The 18,674-nt window shown below is 70.8% G+C and carries 17 protein-coding genes and 1 riboswitch; of the genes, 7 read left to right on the top strand and 10 right to left on the bottom strand.

Going from position 1 to position 18,674, the window contains the following annotated elements:
• Nucleotides 1–184: 184 nt before the first annotated feature.
• Together GXW83_RS09120 and GXW83_RS09115 are read right to left on the bottom strand one after the other, a co-directional pair.
• Complete coding sequence (locus tag GXW83_RS09120) at nt 185–1,762, bottom strand: NYN domain-containing protein (protein ID WP_370466610.1); 1,578 nt, start codon at nt 1,760–1,762, stop codon at nt 185–187.
• A gap of 105 nt (nt 1,763–1,867) precedes the next feature.
• Complete coding sequence (locus GXW83_RS09115) at nt 1,868–2,140, bottom strand: hypothetical protein (RefSeq protein WP_182442576.1); 273 nt, start codon at nt 2,138–2,140, stop codon at nt 1,868–1,870.
• A gap of 150 nt (nt 2,141–2,290) precedes the next feature.
• Between GXW83_RS09115 and GXW83_RS09110 the strand changes: the two genes are divergently transcribed.
• Both GXW83_RS09110 and GXW83_RS09105 read left to right on the top strand, forming a co-directional pair.
• Nucleotides 2,291–3,055 (top strand): rhomboid family intramembrane serine protease, encoded by a 765-nt coding sequence (locus GXW83_RS09110; RefSeq protein ID WP_182442575.1) that lies wholly within the window; start codon nt 2,291–2,293, stop codon nt 3,053–3,055.
• Nucleotides 3,052–3,333: an Lrp/AsnC family transcriptional regulator gene (locus GXW83_RS09105; RefSeq protein ID WP_182442574.1), complete on the top strand. Its 282-nt coding sequence runs from the start codon at nt 3,052–3,054 to the stop codon at nt 3,331–3,333. The genes GXW83_RS09110 and GXW83_RS09105 overlap by 4 nt, the downstream gene beginning before the upstream one ends.
• A 73-nt stretch (nt 3,334–3,406) precedes the next feature.
• Here the strand turns inward: GXW83_RS09105 and GXW83_RS09100 are convergent, their stop codons facing one another.
• The 3 genes from GXW83_RS09100 to GXW83_RS09090 form a co-directional block, all read right to left on the bottom strand.
• On the bottom strand, nt 3,407–4,786 hold the full coding sequence (locus tag GXW83_RS09100) for an aminotransferase class V-fold PLP-dependent enzyme (RefSeq protein ID WP_182442573.1): 1,380 nt from the start codon (nt 4,784–4,786) through the stop codon (nt 3,407–3,409).
• Between the two features lie 51 nt (nt 4,787–4,837).
• Nucleotides 4,838–4,971: riboswitch (SAM riboswitch) on the bottom strand.
• Nucleotides 4,972–5,062: 91 nt separating this feature from the next.
• A complete protein-coding gene (gene trpD, locus GXW83_RS09095; RefSeq protein ID WP_182442572.1) occupies nt 5,063–6,139 on the bottom strand; it encodes an anthranilate phosphoribosyltransferase in 1,077 nt (358 codons plus the stop codon).
• 75 nt (nt 6,140–6,214) lie between these two features.
• On the bottom strand, nt 6,215–6,637 hold the full coding sequence (locus GXW83_RS09090) for a response regulator transcription factor (RefSeq protein WP_182442571.1): 423 nt from the start codon (nt 6,635–6,637) through the stop codon (nt 6,215–6,217).
• 285 nt (nt 6,638–6,922) lie between these two features.
• On the opposite strand from GXW83_RS09090, the gene GXW83_RS09085 reads away from it, so the two are divergent.
• The 4 genes from GXW83_RS09085 (at nt 6,923) to GXW83_RS09070 (ending at nt 11,205) form a co-directional block, all read left to right on the top strand.
• Nucleotides 6,923–7,543, top strand: coding sequence for a heme-copper oxidase subunit III (locus tag GXW83_RS09085; RefSeq protein ID WP_182442570.1), 621 nt, complete (start codon nt 6,923–6,925; stop codon nt 7,541–7,543).
• Nucleotides 7,544–7,649: 106 nt separating this feature from the next.
• The gene (locus GXW83_RS09080) at nt 7,650–8,453 is read left to right on the top strand and encodes a c-type cytochrome (RefSeq protein ID WP_182442569.1); all 804 of its coding nucleotides are present in this window, start codon (nt 7,650–7,652) and stop codon (nt 8,451–8,453) included.
• The gene (locus tag GXW83_RS09075; protein ID WP_182442568.1) at nt 8,450–9,538 is read left to right on the top strand and encodes a ubiquinol-cytochrome c reductase iron-sulfur subunit; all 1,089 of its coding nucleotides are present in this window, start codon (nt 8,450–8,452) and stop codon (nt 9,536–9,538) included. The genes GXW83_RS09080 and GXW83_RS09075 overlap by 4 nt, the downstream gene beginning before the upstream one ends.
• Nucleotides 9,535–11,205, top strand: coding sequence for a cytochrome bc complex cytochrome b subunit (locus tag GXW83_RS09070; protein ID WP_182442567.1), 1,671 nt, complete (start codon nt 9,535–9,537; stop codon nt 11,203–11,205). Before GXW83_RS09075 ends, GXW83_RS09070 begins: the two co-directional genes overlap by 4 nt.
• Before the next feature lie 98 nt (nt 11,206–11,303).
• Here GXW83_RS09070 and GXW83_RS09065 read toward each other — a convergent pair whose 3' ends face one another.
• From GXW83_RS09065 to GXW83_RS09050, 4 genes are all read right to left on the bottom strand, one after another.
• The gene (locus GXW83_RS09065) at nt 11,304–12,542 is read right to left on the bottom strand and encodes an Ig-like domain-containing protein (RefSeq protein ID WP_182442566.1); all 1,239 of its coding nucleotides are present in this window, start codon (nt 12,540–12,542) and stop codon (nt 11,304–11,306) included.
• A 184-nt stretch (nt 12,543–12,726) separates the two neighbouring features.
• Nucleotides 12,727–13,125, bottom strand: a complete 399-nt coding sequence (locus GXW83_RS09060) for a cytochrome c oxidase subunit 4 (protein WP_182442565.1) — start codon at nt 13,123–13,125, stop codon at nt 12,727–12,729.
• The gene (gene ctaD, locus GXW83_RS09055) at nt 13,122–14,885 is read right to left on the bottom strand and encodes a cytochrome c oxidase subunit I (protein WP_182442564.1); all 1,764 of its coding nucleotides are present in this window, start codon (nt 14,883–14,885) and stop codon (nt 13,122–13,124) included. Before ctaD ends, GXW83_RS09060 begins: the two co-directional genes overlap by 4 nt.
• Nucleotides 14,882–15,754, bottom strand: a complete 873-nt coding sequence (locus GXW83_RS09050) for a cytochrome c oxidase subunit II (protein WP_182442563.1) — start codon at nt 15,752–15,754, stop codon at nt 14,882–14,884. The genes ctaD and GXW83_RS09050 overlap by 4 nt, the downstream gene beginning before the upstream one ends.
• Nucleotides 15,755–16,091: 337 nt before the next feature.
• On the opposite strand from GXW83_RS09050, the gene GXW83_RS09045 reads away from it, so the two are divergent.
• On the top strand, nt 16,092–17,525 hold the full coding sequence (locus GXW83_RS09045; RefSeq protein ID WP_182442562.1) for a cysteine desulfurase/sulfurtransferase TusA family protein: 1,434 nt from the start codon (nt 16,092–16,094) through the stop codon (nt 17,523–17,525).
• Between the two features lie 16 nt (nt 17,526–17,541).
• On the opposite strand, the gene GXW83_RS09040 is transcribed toward GXW83_RS09045, so the two are convergent.
• A complete protein-coding gene (locus GXW83_RS09040) occupies nt 17,542–18,516 on the bottom strand; it encodes a carbohydrate kinase family protein (RefSeq protein WP_182442561.1) in 975 nt (324 codons plus the stop codon).
• Between the last annotated feature and the right edge of the window lie 158 nt (nt 18,517–18,674).

Genomic DNA, 18,674 nt, shown 5'->3' with positions numbered 1-18,674 from the left:
CCGCGACCCCCGCTGCGACGCCCGGGCACGGGCGGGAACCCCCGCATCACCCGGTCGGGCGATCGTCAGGACAGAGGTTCGAGAGCAGAGACTAGTGAGATCGATATCAATCTGTCGCCCTCAGGGCGAAAACAGTCAGCTAATGCGAAGAATGTCCGTCTCAGTAATCGGATGAAACGGACCTTCAGGTGCGGACCAGTCGCCGCAGCAGCATCGCCGAGGGCACCGGACGCGCCCCGGCCTTGCGCACGCCGTCCGCCACCTCGCGGTCGGTGGAGACCACCACCACCGGGCGCCCCTCCGGCTCGGCCCGCACCAGCCGCCGGATCAGCTCGTCGGCGGTCTCGCCCGAACGGCTGAACAGCACCCGCACCCCGCGCGGCGGCGCCATCGGCACCGGCGCGTCCAGATCCTTGCCGTCGAACACGCAGGTCACCTCGGCGCCGCTGTGCCGGGCCAGCAGCGACAGGCCGTTCAGCAGCCGGGCCCGCTGCTTCTCCAGCGGCAGCGTCGGATAGCCGCTCTTGGTGACGTTGTAGCCGTCCACCACCAGGTGCGCCAGCGGCAGCTGCAGCAGCTGGTCCAGCAGCGCCGGATCGTCCGCGTCCAGCGCCCTGCGGGCCACGTCGTGCGGGGAGGCCGTGGTCGGCGAGACCGCCTCCACCGACTCGGCCGGACGGCCGGACAGCGGCGGCAGGCCCAGCTCCCGCTGCAACCCCTGCGCGCCCTGCAGCACCACGTCCAGCAGCAGCCGCAGCCGCATGTCCTCCGCGCTGCGCCCCTCGCGCGAGGCCCGCTTGGACGCCTCCAGCGCCGACTCGGCCTCGGCCAGACGGTGCTTGAGCCGGCGCAACTCGCTGTCCACCGCGCCGCGTTCGGTCGCCCCGGACGACCGCAGCGCCTCCAGCTCGGCGGTCACCTTGCGGGTGACCGCCTCGGCGCGCCGGGTGTCCGCCTCCAGGCTGCGCAGCTTCCGGCGGAGCGAGTCGCCCTCCTTCTTCGCCGCGTCCAGCTCGCTGCGGCTGCGCTCGGCGTCGGCCCGGGCGGTGTCGCGCAGCGCCGACAGCTCCGCCTGGAGCTTCTCGACCAGCCGCGCGGACTCGGCCGCGGCGCCCTCCGACTCGACCCGCTCGACCTCCTCCCCCGCCTCGCCGACCAGCCGGCTCCAGCCCGCCGGGCGCAGCAGGTAGGCGACGGCGGCGACGTCCAGCGGATCGACGGCGGCCGGGACCACGCCCGACTCCAGGACGCTGACCAGGTCCGGCTGTCCGAGCCGGACCCGGTCCGCTATCCGCAGCCGGAACTGCGGGTCGGCCTCCAGCGCGGCGGCGATGGCCGTGGAGCCGCGCCGGGCCCGCTGGACCGGGGTGAACTTGGCGTACGGGCGCAGCCGCGGCGGCAGCTCGGCCGAGGGCACGGCCGCCAGGGCGTCGGCGGCGATGCCCACCACCCGCCGCCGCACCCCCTCCGGCAACGGCCGCTCCAACTGCTCCCCCGCCCCGGCCGCATCCGCCGCGGCCTCGGCGTCGGGATCGACCTCGGGCGCGGGCGCGGCGTCGGCAGCGGCGTCGGGCGCGGCAGCGGCGTCAGGTGCGGCGTCGGCAGCAGCATCGGGCTCGGCTTCGGCCCCGGCGTCGACGGTGGTGTCGGGTGTGGGCGGGGCGGGCCGGAGAGCGGTGTGCGGCGCGGGCAGCGCAGGGACCGGCGCCGCGTCGTCGAGCCGCTGCGGGCCCCCGGCGCTGTCCGCCCTGTCTGAATCCACCACGTCCTGTATCTCCGATCCGGTCCCCGGGCGTCGCCCGCCTGGTGACCATTCTCGCCCGTCCAGCCCCCCACTCGTCACTGCGCCACTACCCGAAGCCGGGTACTAGCCCTCGGAACGCTCCGCCTGCGCCGCCGCCTCGGCCTCCGCACCGGGCCGGTCGACCAGTTCCACCTGGTCCACCGCGCTGCACCAGCGGCACCGCACCGACTCGACGGTCTCGCTGAGCACCTCGCGCTCCTCGACCCGGGGCTCCCCCGCCAGGTCCAGGTGGACGAACTCGACCACCCGGGAGGAGCGCGTGACGTCGAAGCGGGTCAGGTTGCCGCACAGGGTGCAGCGCCACCTGGTCCCCTCGGTGGGCAGGGGGACGGTCATGGGGCGGTCCTCTCGGTTCGCGGGACACCCGGTCGTCCCGGATGCGGCTACCCCAGAACCCTATGGCCTACCCCCGCGCGCCGGGACGCCGTCCCCCACACGTCCCAGCCCAGCGCGGCCCTTTCGGCCCCGCCGGGCAATGCTGGGAGCATGGTGACACCGGTACGTGCCGAGAGCCCGCTCCGCAGCCTGCCGGTGGTGACCTGCCTGCTGATCGCGGTGAACGTCGCCGTCTTCCTGGTCGGGCCCGCCTCCGGGCTGGACCCGCTGTACGGCTCCGGGGCGCACCGGGCCGCCGTGGAGCAGGCGTACTTCCTGCACTGGGGCGTCGTCCCCCGGGAGCTGCTGGACAACCAGGCCCGGCCCGGCGAGTTCCCCGGCATCCCGGCACTGTCGGTGCTGACCGCCATGTTCGTCCACGCCGGCTGGATGCACCTGCTCGGCAACATGGTGTTCCTCTACGTCTTCGGCACCATGGCCGAGGAGCGCATGGGACGCCTGCCCTACCTCCTCTTCTACGTGGCCGTGGGCTACCTGGCGACGTACGGCTACGCCCTGGTCGAGCTGCACGGCGCCAGCGGCGGGCAGTCGCTGGTGGGGGCGTCCGGGGCGATCGCCGGGGTGCTGGGGGCGTACCTGCGGCTGTACCCCCGGGCGCGGGTGACCACGGTCGTCCCGCTGCTGCTGTTCCTGCCGCTGCGCTTCCCGGCGTGGGCGGTGCTCGGGCTGTGGTTCGTCATCCAGGGACTGTCGCTGCGCTCCCCCGGCGCGGCCTCCCCGGACGTCGCCTACGCGGCGCACCTGATCGGCTTCGCCGGAGGCTTCCTCTTCGCCTGGCTGCTCTACTGCCGCAGGCGCGGGCGCGGCTACGCTGGGCCCACCGCACTGCCACCCTCCCAGGAGACCTACCCGTGATCACCGCGATCGTGCTCATCAAGACCAGCGTCGACCGGATCCCCGAGATCGCCGAGACGATCGCGGCCCTGGAGGGCGTCAGCGAGGTGTACTCCGTCACCGGCACCTACGACCTGGTGGCGATGGTCCGGGTGCGGGCGCACGAGGACCTGGCGGACGTCATCCCCGGGCACGTCAACCAGGTGCCGGGAGTGGTCAGCACGGAGACCCACATCGCCTTCCGCACCTACTCCCGGCACGACCTGGACGCGGCCTTCGCCATCGGCCTGGACGAGTAGCGGACGCCACTCCCGCGGATGCCCCCAGGACGCGCCCGCGCCGCCGCCCGGGCCCGCCGCCCGGGCGGTCCGGTCAGCGGCGGGTGTCGGGGACGCAGCGGCCGCCCTCGGTGCGGTAGGCCCACTGCGCGCCCTGGGTGACCAGCTCCCGCACCGCCGCCACGAAGCGGTCGACGTGCTCGTCCGGGGTGCCCGCGCCGAAGCTGACCCGGATCGCGTTCAGGCTGCGCTCCCCCGGCAGCGACGCCTCCGGCGCCCCGCACTCGGAGGGCACGTTCTCCTCGCCGCCGAGCAGGGTCCGCACCAGCGGGTGCGCGCAGAACAGGCCGTCGCGGACGCCGATGCCGTACTCGGCGGACAGCGCGGCGGAGAAGTGCGAGCTGTTCCAGCCCTGCACCACGAAGGAGAGCACGCCGACCCGCGGGTGGTCCTCGCCGAACAGGGTCAGCACCCGCACCTCGGGCACGGCCGCCAGGCCCTCGCGCAGCCGGGCGATCAGCTGCCGCTCCCGGGCCACCAGCGCGTCGAACCCGGCCTCGCGCAGCGCCCGGCAGGCCGAGGCGATCGCGTAGGCGCCGATGACGTTGGGCGAGCCCGCCTCGTGCCGGGCCGGGCCGCGGTGCCACTCGACCGCGACCGAGCCGTCCGCCTCCCGGGCCACGGTGCGGCTGGCCCCGCCGCCCGCCAGGTACGGCTCGGCGGCGTCCAGCCAGTCGGCGCGCCCGGCCAGGACCCCGGCGCCGAAGGGCGCGTACAGCTTGTGGCCGGAGAAGGCGACCCAGTCGACGTCCAGCTCGCGGACCGAGACCGGGTGGTGCGGGGCGAGCTGCGCGGCGTCCAGGACGATCCGGGCGCCGTACCGGTGCGCGGTCGCGGCCAGCTCGCGGACCGGCCAGATCTCCCCGGTGACGTTGGACGCGCCGGTCACGCAGACCAGCTCCGGCCGCGGCCCGCCCGCGGCGTGCGCGGCCGCCAGCGCCTCCTCCAGCGCGGCGACCGCCTGCTCCGGGGAGCGCGGGGCGCGCAGGTAGGTGACGTCCAGGCCGCGACCGCGCCAGGGCAGCAGCGAGGCGTGGTGCTCGGTCTCGAAGGCGTACACCCGGGTGCCCGCGGGCAGCGCGCTCGCCAGCAGGTTCAGCGAATCGGTGGTGGCCCGGGTGAAGACCACCTGGTCGTCCTCGCGCAGCTGGAGGAAGTCGGCGACGGTGGCGCGGCTCTGCTCGAACAGGTCGGTGGACAGCTGCGAGAGGTAGCCCGCCCCCCGGTGCACGCTGCCGTAGTAGGGGGCGTAGGCGGCGACGTCGTCCCAGACCCGCTGCAGGGCGGGGGCGCTGGCGGCGTAGTCGAGCGCCGCGTAGGTCACCTTCTCGCCGCCGACCAGCGGCACCTCGACCTCGCGGCCGAGGACGTCGAGCGGACGGCAGGTGTCGACGGCGTTCGGGTACGAGGACATGACTACCCCTCCAGGGCATCCAGTGGATCCCTGGCAGCAGCCGAACGAGGGGATCCGCGCTTGCCCTGCGACGGGTCGTCGCAAGGCCCGGTCGTCACCTGGAAGCACCCCGCCACGGACGGAGGGTTGCCGGACAGCCAGCCAGGGCCTTTGCGGTGCATCACCGCGTGCTGTCACTCGTGACCTGCGGACGATTATGCCAGGGGTCCGCCCGCCGGGCGAACCCCTGTCCGGATTGCGAGACGCGGCATCCGGGGGGCGGACGCCGCCGCCCGGCTATGGCTGCCGGTGGGTGGCCTGCGCCCAGCGGGCCAGCACCTGCTCGGCGGCGCCGGAGTCGATGGACTCGGCGGTGCGCTTCATCGCCGCCCGCATCTGCTCCACCAGCGGCGCGTCGGTCTGGTCCAGCGCGACCAGCGCGGAGGCCGAGTTGAGCAGCACCGCATCGCGCACCGGGCCGGGCTCCCCGGCCAGCACCCGGCGGGCGACCTTGGCGTTGTAGGCGGCGTCGGCCCCGCGCAGGGCCTCGATCCCGACGTACTCGACGCCGACGTCGTGCGGGTCGAAGGAGAACCGCTCCACGGAGCCGTTCCGCACCTGCCACACGGTGGAGGTACCGGTCACCGTCAACTCGTCGAGGCCGTCGTCACCCCTGAACACCAGTGCCGAGGAGCCCCGCTCGGCGAGCACCCCGGCGATCAGCCCGGCCATCCGGGTGTCGAAGCAGCCGACCGCGTTGGCGCCGACCCGGGCCGGGTTGGTGAGCGGGCCCAGCAGGTTGAACGAGGTGGGCACGCCCAGGTCGCCGCGGGCGGTGCCGGCGTGCCGCATGGCCGGGTGGAACACCGGCGCCGGGCAGTAGGTGATGCCCGCCTCGACCGCGACCTGCGCGATGCGCGGCGCGGTCAGCCGTAGGTTGATGCCCAGCTGCTCCAGCACGTCGGTGGCGCCGCTGGCGGAGGAGGCGGCCCGGTTGCCGTGCTTGACCACCAGCGCGCCCGCGCCCGCGGCGACGATCGCCGACATGGTGGAGATGTTGACGGTCTTGGCCCGGTCGCCGCCGGTGCCGACGATGTCCACCGCCCGGCCGGGCACCTCGATCACGGTGGCGTGCGCGTACATGGCCTCGACCAGCCCGGTGATCTCGCCGACCGTCTCGCCCTTGGCCCGCAGCGCCACCAGGAATCCGGCCACCTGGCTGGTGGTGGCCTCGCCGGTCATCACCTGGTCCATGGCCCAGGCGGTCTCGGCGGAGGACAGGTCGGCCCCGGAGATCAGCGCGCCGAGGACGTCCGGCCACGAGCGGGCCTGCACACGGTCGCCTCCGCCGTCCGCAGGGTGCACGTTCGCCATGGCCGTGGCCTCTCAGTCGTCCTTGTAATGGAGAGGCCAGCCTAGCGACTGGGTACCGCCCGCAAACCCGGGATCTCAGCCGACGAGATGCCGGTGATCGGCCCGCAGCAGGGTGCTCGCGGTCTCGGCCAGCGCCACCGGGTCGACCGGTGCGGCGATGGCGGCGTCGGCGCGGCTCCAGACCGCCAGCCAGGAGTCCTGCGGGCGGCCGATCAGCACCAGCACCGGCGGGCAGCCGTAGATCTCGTCCTTGAGCTGGCGGCACAGGCCCATCCCGCCGACCGGGGTCGCCTCGCCGTCCAGGACCAGCAGGTCCAGCCGCCGGACGCTCTTGGCGTGCGCGTCGAGGGCCATGACCACGGCGGGGGCGGTGGCGCACTCCAGGTACTGCAGCTCGGCGAGGTCGGGGGCGGGGCGCCGGCCCAGGGCCAGCCGCACCTGCTCGCGGGTGTTGCGGTCGTCGCTGTAGACAAGAACGTTCAGTGCCATCGTCCGCATCCCCTGGGGTGTGATCGGGACCACTTAGGCGTCGACACGGATGCTACTCCCGTATCTGATGCCCCAACAGCAGGCCGGAGCGGCCGCGCCCGGTCCACAGCCGTCCGGCTGCCCCGGCTTCACCATTTCGGGCGACCCTGGGCCTGTCGCGGCAGCGGGCCCCGGGCCCCCCACCCCCTGCCGAACGGGCTACCTGCCAGGTCGCCGGTCCGCCGGAGGGTACGTCACCAGCCGGACACACCGAGGTACACCCCCGAGGTGAGGACGGAATAAGGGACCGACATAATGTCGGTCGTGGCGACAGCAACTGCAGTAGAAACCGGGCACGCACACGGATCGGTCAACCGGCCGAACCTCACCAGCGTCGGAACCATCGTCTGGCTGGCATCCGAGCTGATGTTCTTCGCGGCCCTCTTCGCGATGTACTTCACTCTCCGTTCCGTTACCGGGACGGCCTACTGGCACTCACAGAACCATGTTCTCGACGTTCCCTTCGCGTCGGTGAACACGACGGTCCTGGTGCTCTCCTCGTTCACCTGCCAGATGGGTGTCTTCGCTGCCGAGCGCGGCGACGTGAAGAAGCTCCGGGCCTGGTTCATCACGACCTTCATCATGGGCGCGATCTTCATCGGCGGTCAGATCTACGAGTACACAGACCTGGTCAAGTCGCACGGGATCTCCCTGTCCTCGTCCCCGTTCGGCTCGGTGTTCTACCTGACCACCGGCTTCCACGGGATGCACGTGACGGGCGGCCTGATCGCCTTCCTGCTGGTCCTCGGACGCACGTACGCCGCCAAGCGGTTCACGCACGAGCAGGCCACGGCAGCGATCGTCGTGTCCTACTACTGGCACTTCGTCGACGTGGTCTGGATCGGCCTCTTTGCGACCATCTATCTGATCAAGTAGGCAGGGTCGGACCGTCCCCTCGGCTCACCGCCGGGCGGTCCCCACAGACCGACCTGACGGTCATCCAGACTCCAGACGCTCCTGATCCTCACACCGGGGTTAATCCGTGAAAAAGCTCTCCGCACGACGGCGCCACCCGCTGGCAGCGCTCGTCGTCCTACTCTTTGCGCTGGCGACCACCGGGGGGCTGTACGCCGCGTTCGCGCCGACCAGCAGTGCGCAGGCCGACACCAGCCAGTCCCTGGCGATCGAGCAGGGCAAGAAGCTGTTCCAGGTCGGCTGCTCCAGCTGCCACGGTCTGAACGGCCAAGGCACCAAGGACGGCCCGAGCCTGGTGGGCGTGGGAAGCGCCGCCGTGGACTTCCAGGTCGGCACCGGCCGTATGCCGGCCCAGCAGCCCGGTCCGCAGATCCCCTCCAAGAAGGTGATCTACAACCAGGCGCAGATCGACCAGATGGCGGCCTATGTCGCCACCCTGGGCCCTGGCCCGTCCATCCCCACCGCCAGTCAGTACGCCCCGGGCAATGTGGCCGCGGGCGGGGAGCTGTTCCGTACCAACTGCGCGCAGTGCCACAACTTCGCGGGCTCCGGCGGCGCGCTCTCGGAGGGCAAGTACGCGCCCCCTCTGAAGGGCGTGAGCGCCAAGCACATCTACGAGGCCATGCTGACCGGGCCGCAGAACATGCCCGCCTTCCCGGACACGACCCTGCCCCAGCAGCAGAAGCAGGACATCCTCGCCTTCGTCACGCACACGACGGACCAGGCGAAGAACCCCAACTACGGTGGTCTCTCCCTGGGCTCCCTCGGTCCGGTGACTGAGGGTCTCTTCGGCTGGATCTTCGCGCTGGGCGCCCTGATCGGCTTCGCCATCTGGATCGCTGCCCGCACCCCCAAGGCCAAGAAGTCATGACGAGCCAGGACAACATGTCTGAAGAACACCTGCCGGAGGCCACAGGCCACCACGGCGGAGCAGTCGCCGTACACGACGACCCCTTCGCCGACCCGGGGCTGCCGCCCCATGAGCACCGCCGCACCGACATCGACGAGCGGGCCGCCCGACGGGCCGAGCGCCAGGTTGCCTCGTGGTTCGTGCTGTCGATGATCGCCACGATCGGCTTCATCGCCTCCTACGTGGCGATCAAGCCGTCCAACGGCAACGGCACCACCGGTGTCATCTTCATCTTCCCGATCGGTCACGTCAGCGCGCTGAACTTCGCGCTCGGCACCACCCTCGGCGTCTCCCTGTTCGCCATCGGCGCGGGCGCGGTCCACTGGGCCCGCACGCTGATGTCGGACGAGGAGCACATCGCCGAGCGGCACCCGATCGAGTCCACCCCCGAGGTGCGGGCGCAGGTCTTCTCCGACTTCCGCACGGGTGCGGCCGAGAGCGGCTTCGGCCGGCGCAAGCTGATCCGCAACACGATGATCGGCGCCATGGCGCTGGTCCCGCTGTCGGCGATCATCCTGTTCCGCGACCTGGGCCCGCTGCCGGGCAACAAGCTCGAGGTGACCGACTGGTCCGCGGGCAAGCTGCTCATGAACATGAACACCAACACCCCGCTGAAGCCCTCCGACATCGAGGTCGGCTCGCTGACCTTCGCCATGCCGCCCGGCCTCGACCCGGACAACCCGACCGCGGACCCGGACTTCCAGGAGGTCATTGCGACCTCGGCGCTGATGCTGGTCCGTATGCAGCCCTCCGACATCAAGGACGCCAAGTCCGCGTCCTGGGGCTACGACGGCGTCCTCGCCTTCTCGAAGATCTGCACCCACGTCGGCTGCCCGATCAGCCTCTACGAGCAGCAGACGCACCACGTCCTCTGCCCGTGCCACCAGTCGACCTTCGACCTCTCCGACGGCGGACGCGTGATCTTCGGCCCGGCCGGGCACCCCCTGCCGCAGCTGCGGATCTCCGTCAACGCCGACGGTTACTTCGAGGCCCTGGGCGACTTCAACGTGCCCGTCGGCCCGGGCTTCTGGGAGCGCAGCGCATGAGCACTCACACCACACCGGCGACCGAGGCCCACGAGGAGCTCCTCGGCCACAGCGAGGTAGGCGTCGAACAGGCCCACGCCGGCGAGAAGGCGGCCGACTGGGTCGACGGCCGACTGGGCATCTACGGTCTGGCCAAGGCCAACCTGCGGAAGATCTTCCCGGACCACTGGTCCTTCATGCTCGGCGAGATCTGCCTCTACAGCTTCATCATCATCATCCTGACCGGCGTGTACCTCACGCTGTTCTTCCAGCCGAGCATGGCCGACGTCGTCTACCACGGCAGCTACACGCCGCTGGACGGCATCAGCATGTCGCAGGCGTACGCCTCGACGCTGAACATCAGCTTCGAGGTCCGCGGCGGCCTGCTCATCCGGCAGATCCACCACTGGGCGGCCATCGTCTTCGTGGCGGCCATGCTGGTCCACATGATGCGCGTCTTCTTCACCGGCGCCTTCCGCAAGCCCCGCGAGATCAACTGGCTCTTCGGGTTCCTGCTGCTGTTCCTGGGCATGTTCGACGGCTTCATGGGCTACTCCCTCCCGGACGACCTGCTGTCCGGCACGGGTATCCGCTTCATGGAGGGCGCGATCCTGTCGGTGCCGATCGTCGGCAGCTACATCGCCATGTTCCTGTACGGCGGCCCGTTCCCCGGCGACGACATCATCCCGCGCTTCTTCACCATCCACGTGCTGCTGATCCCGGGCATCATGCTGGGCCTGCTGGTGGCCCACCTGATCCTGGTCTTCTACCACAAGCACACCCAGTTCGCGGGCCCGGGACGGACCGAGAAGAACGTCGTCGGCATGCCGCTGATGCCGGTCTACATGGCCAAGGCCGGTGGCTTCTTCTTCCTGGTCTTCGGCGTCATCGCCTTCGTCTCGGCGATCGCCTCGGTCAACCCGATCTGGGCGTACGGCCCCTACCGTCCCGACCAGGTGTCCACCGACGCCCAGCCGGACTGGTACATGGGCTTCTCCGAGGGCCTGATCCGCATCATGCCGGGCTGGGAGATCCGGGCCTGGGGTCACACCCTGGTCCTGGGCGTCTTCATCCCGCTGGTGGTCTTCGGCGGCGTGATGATGGTCATCGCGGCCTACCCCTTCCTGGAGGGCTGGGTCACCGGTGACAAGCGCGAGCACCACATCCTGGACCGCCCGCGCAACGCCCCGATCCGCACCGCCTTCGGCGTGGCCTGGATCGCGGAGTACATGATCCTGCTGGTGGCGGGTGGCAACGACCTGTTCGCCACGCACTTCCACCTCTCGATCAACACCATCACCTGGACCTGCCGGATCCTCTTCTTCGTCGGCCCGGTGATCGCCTTCACGATCACCAAGCGCTGGTGCATCGGCCTCCAGCGCAACGACCGCGAGAAGCTGCTGCACGGCCGCGAGACGGGCACCATCAAGCGCCTGCCGCACGGTGAGTTCATCGAGGTCCACGACCAGCTGCCGCAGGGCGAGCGGTTCCGGCTCACGGCGCACGAGCAGTACGCGCCGATCGAGCTGCCGTCCGAGGTGGACGAGAACGGCGTCAAGCGCAAGGTCGGCGTGCTGACCAAGCTCCGGGCGAAGCTGTCCCAGGGCTACTACGGCGAGGCTGCGCAGATCCCCAAGCCGAGCGTCGAGGAGCACCGGGAGATCACCAGCGGCCACGGCCACCACTGATCCCCGCGGCGCCACCGCAGCAACCAGCAGCAGGGCCCCCGTCCGGTACGCCGGACGGGGGCCCTGCTGTCTGTCGTCCTGTCCTGCCGCCCCGCCGGTCAGGCCACCGGGCGGATGAAGCCGACGGTGGTGGCGGCGGCGCCGGCCGGGGCGGTCTGCACCACCCGGTGCAGCGCGCTGCCCTTCTGCCAGGCGGCCCAGGAGAGGTTCCAGTCGCCGTAGCCGTTTCCGAAGGGCGCCATGTCGTCCCCGTGGCTGTTCACCACCTGCACCAGGTCGCCGCGGTGGAAGGTGTCGAAGAACCACTCGGCGTTGGCCATGCTCATCCCGGTGCAGCCGTGGCTGACGTTGGAGACCCCCTGCGAGTCCACCGACCAGGGCGCGGCGTGGACGTACTCGCCGCTCCAGGTGACCCGGGTGGCCCAGTGCACCTCCAGGTGGTACGCGTTGCTGCTGCCCGGCGCGATGCCGACGGTGGAGGAGTCCATCAGCACCTCCGGCTCCTGTTCGAGCACCACCTTCATGCCGTTGCGGGTGTCGAAGCCGGGCTTGCCGGTGGTGACCGGGATGCTGTTGATCTGCTCCCCGTTGCGGTAGACGGTCATGTAGTCGCTGGCCGCGTCGGTGACCGCCAGCAGCTTGTCACCGGTGGCGAAGGAGATCCTGCTGGCCGGTCCGGCGAACAGGTCCCCCTGGATGCGCCGCCCGCCGAGGTCGTACGCGGCGCTGACGGTCGCGTGGGCCGGCCAGTAGCCCTGCGGGCGGAAGTGCAGGGTCTTGTCGTCCACCCAGTACCAGGCGCCCTGGACGGAGGGGGTGGAGTCCACGGTCAGGCCGCTCTCGACGACCTTGCGGGCGGCCGGGTCGTGCACCGGGACGCTCAGCGTGGCGGTGACGGGCTCGCCGACGCCGTACACGGCGTGGTCCCCCGGGGTGAGCTCGACGCCGAGGGTCTTCCCGGCCGGGGTGGTGGCGAACTGCTGGCTGGTGGTGCCGCGGGCGCCGTCGCCGTCGTCCGCGCTCACCTGCACGGTGTAGCGCTGACCGGCACTCAGCGTCCCGCTGGAGCGCCAGCTGCGGTCGTCGGCGGCGATGGCGCCGGGGACCATCCTGCCGTCGGCGGAGCGCACCGTGACGTCGGTGAGCCGGCCGCCGTGCACCGCGCTGACCACCACCTGGGTGGACGGGTCCACCGCGCCCCTGGGCGGCGCCTGCGGGCTCACCCGGACCAGCTGCGAGGCGTCCACCGTGTCCGGGGTGCGCCCGCCCCCGCCGCATCCGCACAGGGCCAGCGGAGCGAGGAGCACCGTGGCCGCCACGACAGTACGAGCCCTCATATGCATGGTCCCTTCCAGAATGCCGCGTCGTTGATCGACGTACCGTCATATTCTAGAAATACCGTGACATACCACACAGGACGACGCACCCCGGCGAGCGACGCGTTCCTGATACGCGGACAGGGCCGGACACCTCTGGGAAGGTGTCCGGCCCTGCCGGTGGTTCAGCGTGTCGCCACGCGGGTCACTGGGTCTGGTTCTCGCCCCGGTAGTACTCGAAGACCCAACCGAAGATGCCGATCAGGATGATGGGGAGGGAGAAGTACAGCAGCCACCAGCCGAAGATGACGCCCATGAAGCCCATGGCCCCGCCGATGCCGAGCGACAGCGGCATCCAGCTGTGCGGGCTGAAGAAGCCCAGCACGCCGGCGTCGTCGGAGACCTCGGCCTTGGGGTTGTCACCCGCGCCCGTGTCCACCCGGCGTGCGGTGAACAGCAGGTAGAAGGCGATGAAGGCGCCCAGCCCGAAGGCCAGGAACAGGCAGGTGGTGCCCGTCGGGTCGTGCGACCACAGGCCGTACCAGATGGCGATGCCGAGGACGAAGACGGCGAAGCCAAAGAAAATCTTGCCCTGTTCCCTCATCGGTCACCCGCCTCCTTCTCTTCCAGAGCGGACTTGGCTTCGAGCGCGGCGACCAGGTGCGCGGGCACCTCGCCGTGGTTCTCCAGGTAGTCCTGCGCCGCGATCTCCGGGTGGTGCAGGTCGAACGCCGGGGACTCGGAGCGGATGCGCGGGAGGGTGAGGAAGTTGTGCCGCGGCGGCGGGCAGGAGGTCGCCCACTCGAGCGAACGGCCGTAGCCCCACGGGTCGTCGACCTCGACCTTCTTGCCGTACTTGGCGGTCTTCCAGACGTTGTAGAGGAACGGCAGGATCGACAGGCCGAGCAGGAAGGAGCCGATGGTGGAGATGGTGTTCAGGGTGGTGAAGCCGTCGCTGGGCAGGTAGGTCGCGTAGCGACGCGGCATGCCCTCGGCGCCCAGCCAGTGCTGCACCAGGAAGGTGGTGTGGAAGCCGATGAACAGCGTCCAGAAGGTGATCTTGCCGAGGCGCTCGTCGAGCATCTTGCCCGTCATCTTCGGCCACCAGAAGTGGAACCCGGCGAACATGGCGAAGACGACCGTGCCGAACACCACGTAGTGGAAGTGCGCCACCACGAAGTAGGAGTCCGAGACGTGGAAGTCGATCGGCGGGGAGGCCAGCAGCACGCCCGTCAGACCGCCGAAGACGAAGGTCACCAGGAAGCCGACGGTCCACAGCATCGGGGTCTCGAAGCTCAGCGAGCCCCGCCACATGGTGCCGATCCAGTTGAAGAACTTCACGCCGGTCGGAACCGCGATCAGGAACGTCATGAAGGAGAAGAACGGCAGCAGGACCGCGCCGGTGACGTACATGTGGTGGGCCCACACGGTCACGGACAGGCCTGCGATGGCGATGGTCGCCGCGATCAGGCTCTGGTAGCCGAACATCGGCTTGCGCGAGAAGACCGGCACGACTTCGGAGATGATGCCGAAGAACGGCAGGGCGATGATGTACACCTCTGGGTGTCCGAAGAACCAGAAGAGGTGCTGCCAGAGGATGGCCCCACCGTTCGCCGGGTCGAAGACGTGCGCCCCGAACTTTCTGTCGGCTTCCAGTGCCAGCAGCGCGGCGGCCAGCACCGGGAAGGCGAGCAGCACCAGAACGGCCGTGAGCAGGACGTTCCAGACGAAGATCGGCATCCGGAACATGGTCATGCCGGGGGCGCGCATGCACAGGATGGTGGTGATGAAGTTCACCGAGCCGAGGATCGTACCGAAGCCGGACAGCGCCAGACCCATGATCCACATGTCGGCGCCGACGCCCGGCGAGCGGACCGCGTCCGACAGCGGGGAGTAGGCGAACCAGCCGAAGTCGGCCGCGCCCTGCGGGGTGAGGAAGCCGCCCACCGCGATCAGCGAGCCGAACAGGTACAGCCAGTACGCGAACATGTTCAGCCGCGGGAACGCGACGTCGGGGGCACCGATCTGGAGCGGCATGATCCAGTTGGTGAAGCCCGCGAACAGCGGGGTGGCGAACATCAGCAGCATGATCGTGCCATGCATGGTGAACGCCTGGTTGAACTGCTCGTTCGTCAGGACCTGGCCGTTCGGCTGCGCCAGCTGGGCGCGCATGGTGAGCGCCAGGACACCGCCGACCAGGAAGAACGCGAACGACGTCACCAGATAGAGGGTGCCGATCGTCTTGTGGTCAGTGGTGGTCATCCACTTGATGATCTGGGTGCCGGACTTGCGCTCGAGCGCGGGCTTCCGGCCCACCGCAGCGGTGCCGCCGCTGAGGCCCTGGGGTTCGTTGAGGATCGTCATTTCGCGTTGTTCACTCCCGTGGTCGTGATGCCCGAGGGCACCGCGCCGCTCTGGCCCAACGCACGCAGGGCTGCGATGTGGGCTTCGTACTGCGCCGGGGTGACGACCTTGACGTTGAAGAGCATCTGCGAGTGGTCGACACCGCACAGCTCCGTGCACTTGCCGGCGAAGGTGCCCAGCGAGGTGGGCGTCACCTCGAACTTGTTCACGACACCGGGAATGACGTCCATCTTCATCAGGAAGTCAACCGGCCAGAAACCGTGGATCACGTCACGCGAGGTCAGCTCGAACTCGACGGACTGGCCCTGCGGAAGCCACAGCGTCGGAATGTGGCCCGGGGTACCGATGTCGTACGCGCCGGGCCCGTTGTCGGTCAGCGTGCTCGACTGGTGCTGCGGATCGACCGTGTGCTCGTAGTTGAACGCCCAGCTCCACTGGAAGCCGACCACGTTGATCACGTGCTGCGGCTTGTCGATCTTGAGGAGGTAGTTCTCGTCGCGCGCGGTGTAGAAGAAGAACACCGACACCATGATCAGCGGAACGATGGTGAACAGTGCCTCAAGCGGCATGTTGTAGCGGAACTGCGGCGGTACCTCGACCTTGCTGCGGCTGCGCCGGTGGAAGATGACGCTCCACAGGATCAGACCCCAGACGAGGGCACCGACGGCCAGCGCCGCGATCCATGAGCTCTGCCAGATGAAGAGGACCGTCTTGCCCTGCTGGTCACGCGGAGTGGGCAGGCCGAGCCGAGGCAGTTGCGAGGACGAGCAGCCGGTGGCGGTGGCAAGGACGAGGCCCAGCGTCAGCGCTGAAAGCAGCTTCCGCCGCATCGAGCGCCGCGGCGAGCGGTCGGAGCCGTTGGGACTCACGTAGCGCCTTCCCGAAGTCTCGCCCGCTCACGCGCCAGTCGGGACTGTGGGGCCCGATGGCCCGGTCTGCGGGCAGGGTTTGGATGTTTATGCGGGCCAAACCCTACTCCAGGCGTATCGGAGCTTCGCGGGCAGGTCCGGCTAACGCGCCGAAGTCGCCCCCGGATGGCCCCCGGATGGGTGGAATCCCTGGTCAGATGGGCCCTGGCACGGGTCCGTCGGCCCTTGCGGAGAGCAGCCTGGACAGTTCGGCTGACACACCATAGGACACGTAAACGATCACCCGCCGGGCCGCCCCCTGACGTGCCGCCAGGCCCCCGGCCGGTAACGTGGGCAGGTGCCGTACTTCGACGCCGCGTCCACCGCTCCGCTGCACCCGCTCGCCCGGCAGGCGCTGCTCTCCGCGCTCGACGAGGGCTGGGCCGACCCGGCCCGGCTGTACCGCGACGCGCGCCGGGCCCGGATGATGCTGGACGCCGCCCGGGAGACCGTCGCCGCGGAGCTGGGCGCCCGTCCGGACGAGGTGGTCTTCACCGCCTCCGGGACGCAGGCCAACCAGCTGGGCGTGCTGGGCGCACTCGCCGGGAATCACCGGAAAGGACTCCGCCTCGTACATTCCGCCGTAGAACACTCGTCCGTCCTGCACGCGGCGGAGCAGCACCAGGCGCGCGGCGGCAACGTCGCGGCGGTGCCGGTGGACCGGCTCGGCCGGGTCGATCCGGAGCGCTTCGCGCAGGAGCTGCTCCCCGGCACCGCGCTGGCCTGCCTGCAGGCGGCCAACCACGAGGTGGGCACGGTCCAGCCGGTGGCCGAGGTGGGCGAGCGGTGCGCGCGGGCCGGGGTGCCGCTGCTGGTGGACGCGGCCCAGTCGGCCGGGCGGCTGGACGTCCCCGGCGGCTGGTCGCTGCTGACCGCCTCCGCGCACAAGTGGGGCGGACCGGCCGGGGTGGGCGTGCTGGCGGTGCGCAAGGGCGTCCGCTACCGCTCGCCGCTGCCCGCGGACGACCGGGAGTCCGGCCGGGTGCCGGGCTTCGTGAACGTCCCCGGCGCGATCGCGGCGGCGGTGGCGCTGCGGGCCGTCCGGCAGGAGGCGGCGCGGCTGAACCCGCTGCAGCACGCCCGGATCGACCGGCTGCGGGCCGAGCTGCCCGGCCTGGTGCCGGATCTGGCCGTCCTGGGCGACCCGGAGCGGCGGCTGCCGCACCTGCTGACCTTCTCCTGCCTGTACGTGGACGGAGAGGCGCTGCTGGGCGAGCTGGACCGGGCGGGCTTCGCGGTGTCGTCCGGCTCCTCCTGCACCTCCAGCACGCTGACGCCGAGCCATGTGCTGGCGGCGATGGGCGTGCTGACCGAGGGCAACATCCGGGTGTCGCTGCCGCCGGACTGCACCGACGCGGACGTCGAGCTGTTCCTGTCGGTGCTGCCCCGGGCGGTGGCGGCGGTGCGCTCCCAGCTGGAGCCACCGGCGGCGGGCGCGGGGGCGGCTCGTGCGGGGTCGGCAGCGGCGGCGGACGGGGCGGAGGACGGCGGCGGGGCGCTGGTGCTGGACACGCTGGGGCGGCGCTGCCCGATCCCGGTGATCGAGCTGGCCAAGCACTTCGCCGGGGTGCCGGTCGGCGGCCTGGTCGCGGTGCTCTCCGACGACGAGGCCGCCCGGCTGGACATCCCCGCCTGGTGCGAGATGCGCGGCCAGCGCTACGAGGGCGAGACGCCTTCGGACGCCTACGGACCAGGCGGCGGCAGCGCCTACCTGGTCCGCAGGCTCAGCTAGACGCTGCCTGCCCGGGTCAGGCCAGGTGCGCGGAGACCTCCGCGGCGGCGGCCTCGCCGTAGGCCGTGGCGAAGCGCTCCAGGAAGTGGCCGCGGCGCAGCTCGTACTCCTGGGTGCCGACGGTCTCGATGACCAGGGTCGCCAGCATCGAGCCGATCTGGGCGGCGCGCTCCAGGCCCAGCTCCCAGGTGACGCCGGCCAGGAAGCCGGCGCGGAAGGCGTCGCCGACGCCGGTCGGGTCGGCCTTGGCCTCCTCGGCGGGGACGGTGACGAAGATCGGCGGCTCGCCCTTGCGGTCGATCCGGGAGCCCTTGGCGCCGAGGGTGGTGATCCGGACGCCCACGCGCTCCAGGATCTCCTCGTCGGACCAGCCGGACTTGGTCTCGATCAGGGCCCGCTCGTACTCGTTGGAGAAGAGGTAGGCGGCGCCGTCGACCAGGGTGCGGATGTCCTCGCCCTCCAGCCGGGCCAGCTGCTGCGAGGGGTCGGCGGCGAAGGCGTAGCCGCGCTCGCGGCACTCCTGGGTGTGGCGGATCATCGCGGCCGGGTCGTCCGCGCCGATGAGCACCAGGTCCAGGCCGCCGATGCGCTCGGCAACCGGCTGCAGCTCGATGTTGCGGGCCTCGCTCATCGCCCCGGTGTAGAAGGAGGCGATCTGGTTGTGGTCCGCGTCGGTGGTGCAGACGAAGCGGGCGGTGTGCTGGGTCTCGGAGATCCGCACCGACTCGGTGTCCACCCGGTGGCGGTCCAGCCAGGAGCGGTACTCGGCGAAGTCCGCTCCGGCGGAGCCGATCAGGACGGGCGACAGGCCCAGCAGGCCCATGCCGAAACAGATGTTGGGGCCGACGCCTCCGCGGCGCACGTCCAGCGTGTCGACCAGGAAGGACAGCGACACGGTGTGCAGCTGCTCGGCCACCAACTGCTCGGCGAAGCGGCCGGGAAAGCTCATGAGGTGGTCGGTGGCGATCGAACCGGTGACGGCAATACGCACGGGGGTGCTCCCAGGCGAAGAGGACAGGCGACCGGCCCACGATACCGGCTGTCCGTGTCCGGTCACCGGAGAACGCCCAAGCGGTTACTTTCTGGTAGGGCTGGCCCGCTCCGACGTGCGGATCTAGGGTCGGAATCAGGGTTGCACCACCCTGCCAC

The organism is Streptacidiphilus sp. PB12-B1b (assembly GCF_014084125.1).
In the GTDB taxonomy this organism is placed as follows: Bacteria; Actinomycetota; Actinomycetes; order Streptomycetales; family Streptomycetaceae; genus Streptacidiphilus.
This window is presented reverse-complemented; position numbering and strand designations above follow the sequence as displayed.

What these genes read in the sequence shown, in the direction of transcription:
- GXW83_RS09115 (WP_182442576.1), bottom strand. Translation starts at nt 2,140, where the DNA reads ATGACCGTCCCCCTGCCCACCGAGGGGACCAGGTGGCGCTGCACCCTG.
- GXW83_RS09110 (WP_182442575.1), top strand. Translation starts at nt 2,291, where the DNA reads ATGGTGACACCGGTACGTGCCGAGAGCCCGCTCCGCAGCCTGCCGGTG.
- GXW83_RS09100 (WP_182442573.1), bottom strand. Translation starts at nt 4,786, where the DNA reads ATGTCCTCGTACCCGAACGCCGTCGACACCTGCCGTCCGCTCGACGTC.
- trpD (WP_182442572.1), bottom strand. Translation starts at nt 6,139, where the DNA reads ATGGCGAACGTGCACCCTGCGGACGGCGGAGGCGACCGTGTGCAGGCC.
- GXW83_RS09090 (WP_182442571.1), bottom strand. Translation starts at nt 6,637, where the DNA reads ATGCGGACGATGGCACTGAACGTTCTTGTCTACAGCGACGACCGCAAC.
- GXW83_RS09085 (WP_182442570.1), top strand. Translation starts at nt 6,923, where the DNA reads ATGTCGGTCGTGGCGACAGCAACTGCAGTAGAAACCGGGCACGCACAC.
- GXW83_RS09075 (WP_182442568.1), top strand. Translation starts at nt 8,450, where the DNA reads ATGACGAGCCAGGACAACATGTCTGAAGAACACCTGCCGGAGGCCACA.
- GXW83_RS09070 (WP_182442567.1), top strand. Translation starts at nt 9,535, where the DNA reads ATGAGCACTCACACCACACCGGCGACCGAGGCCCACGAGGAGCTCCTC.
- GXW83_RS09065 (WP_182442566.1), bottom strand. Translation starts at nt 12,542, where the DNA reads ATGAGGGCTCGTACTGTCGTGGCGGCCACGGTGCTCCTCGCTCCGCTG.
- GXW83_RS09060 (WP_182442565.1), bottom strand. Translation starts at nt 13,125, where the DNA reads ATGAGGGAACAGGGCAAGATTTTCTTTGGCTTCGCCGTCTTCGTCCTC.
- ctaD (WP_182442564.1), bottom strand. Translation starts at nt 14,885, where the DNA reads ATGACGATCCTCAACGAACCCCAGGGCCTCAGCGGCGGCACCGCTGCG.